The following is a 1,589-nucleotide window of genomic DNA, read 5'->3' on the forward strand; positions in this document are numbered from 1 at the left end:
CCCGCGCACCGTGAAGGGCAGCAGGCCCCGCCCGCCGTCCTCCACGACCGCCCCGAGCTGGCGCAGCCCGTCCAGCACCGCGCCCATCGGGCGCTCGCGGGCTCGCGGGTCGCCGTCGAACTCCACCGGCCGCTCGGCCAGCGCCGCCACCGGCGGCAGGAACCGCATCACGGTGCCGGCCAGGCCGCAGTCCACGCGCCCGCCGCCGGTGACCGGGCCCGGGTGCACCAGCCAGTCGCCCGCCCCCAGGCCGTCCGCGCCCCCGCCGCCGGTGACGCGCGCGCCCAGGGCGCGCAGCCCCTCCGCCATCAGGGCGGTGTCGCGCGAGCGCAGGGGCGCGCGCAGCAGCGAGGGGCGCTCGGCCAGCGCGGCCACCACGAGGTAGCGGTTCGTCAGCGACTTCGAGCCGGGCACGGGCACCACGGCGTCCAGCGGGCCGCCCGCGCGGGGCGCGGGCCACAGCTCGGGCGCGGGGTCCGGTCGTGACGGGGGGACGGCGTCGGCGGTCGTCGGGCTCACGCGGGCATCCTCGCAGGAGCCCCGGCGGACCTCGACCCGCGGGCGGTGCCCGGGGCGTGCTCCGCCGGGGCGGCGCGCGGGGGCTCAGCCGACCTTGGCGGCGGCGATGCGCAGGTCCTTGCGGCCGGACTCCGCGGCGTGCGAGGCCTCGCGCGCGGCCAGCGCGGCCAGCCGCTTGGCGTCGCGCCCGGCGCGCCCGGCGCGCCAGGCCACGCCCGGCTTGCCGGCGGTGTCCACGGCCGCCAGCAGCGCCGCGCCGAGCAGGGCGACGTCCTTGAGGAAGTCGCCGAGGACCTCCGAGCGCACGCTGCGGTCCTTCTCCGTCCAGAACGGGTGCGCCACGTACGCGGTGGGCGCCGCGGTGGCGGCGAGCACGGCCGCGGACAGGCGCGGGGCGCGCCCCAGGCCGAACAGCACCCCCGCCGCGGCCATCGCCGCGCCGTTCAGGCGCACCAGCAGCACCGGGTCCTCGGGCAGGTGCAGCGGCCCGGCGACCCGCTCGACCACCGGCTCGGCGGCCGGGGCCAGGTCGGCGGCGCCCCGCACCTGGTCGATGCCGGTCTTGATGAAGATCGCCGCGAGCATCGGTCGGGCAACGCGTCGCACCAGAGTCATGGGAGTTGCCTACCGCACCCGGCGCGCGGGCGCACCCGCCGGGGCGCGCCGGTGTCGGCGGCGCGTGCCAGGGTGTGGCCCGTGCGCCCTCCCCACGCCCCGCCCTCCTACGCCCTGCAGCGGCGCGCCGACGAGCTGGCCGCGGAGTTCGAGGTGGAGGAGGTCGCCACCGGCCCGGGCGCCTCCGGCGCCGCGGTGCTCGTCGAGCCCGGCGCCAGCGCGCCGGTGGTGCTGGAGCGCTTCCGCCGCGGCGAGCCGGACGCACCGCCCAGCCGCTCGCTGCGCCCGCTGCGCTGGGGCCTGGTGCCCGCCTGGGCGCCGGACCCCTCCGGCGGCCCGCGCGCGGCCTGCGCCCCGGCCGCGACGCTGCTGGGGGAGCGGGCCACCGCGCAGGCGGCGCTGGCCCGCCGCTGCCTGGTGCCGGTGGACGCCTGGCACGGGCCGGGGGACGGGCC

At 81.2% G+C, this 1,589-nt stretch carries 3 protein-coding genes; 1 reads left to right on the forward strand and 2 read right to left on the reverse strand.

Annotated features, from left to right (window positions below):
- Together GTR00_RS20440 and GTR00_RS20445 are read right to left on the reverse strand one after the other, a co-directional pair.
- Positions 1–519 (reverse strand): 3-phosphoshikimate 1-carboxyvinyltransferase (locus GTR00_RS20440; RefSeq protein WP_407659756.1); only part of this gene is annotated, 519 nt, incomplete at its 3' end.
- A gap of 84 nt (positions 520–603) precedes the next feature.
- A complete protein-coding gene (locus GTR00_RS20445) occupies positions 604–1,134 on the reverse strand; it encodes a DoxX family membrane protein (protein ID WP_166613364.1) in 531 nt (176 codons plus the stop codon).
- A gap of 81 nt (positions 1,135–1,215) precedes the next feature.
- Here GTR00_RS20445 and GTR00_RS20450 point away from each other — a divergent pair.
- Positions 1,216–1,589: SOS response-associated peptidase family protein (locus tag GTR00_RS20450; RefSeq protein ID WP_166613365.1), on the forward strand; the 374-nt coding region annotated here is incomplete at its 3' end.

This window comes from Kineococcus indalonis, from assembly GCF_009906395.1.
In the GTDB taxonomy this organism is placed as follows: domain Bacteria; phylum Actinomycetota; class Actinomycetes; order Actinomycetales; family Kineococcaceae; genus Kineococcus; species Kineococcus indalonis.

Coding starts and splice junctions, on each gene's coding strand:
- GTR00_RS20445 (WP_166613364.1), bottom strand. CDS start 1,134: ATGACTCTGGTGCGACGCGTTGCCCGACCGATGCTCGCGGCGATCTTC.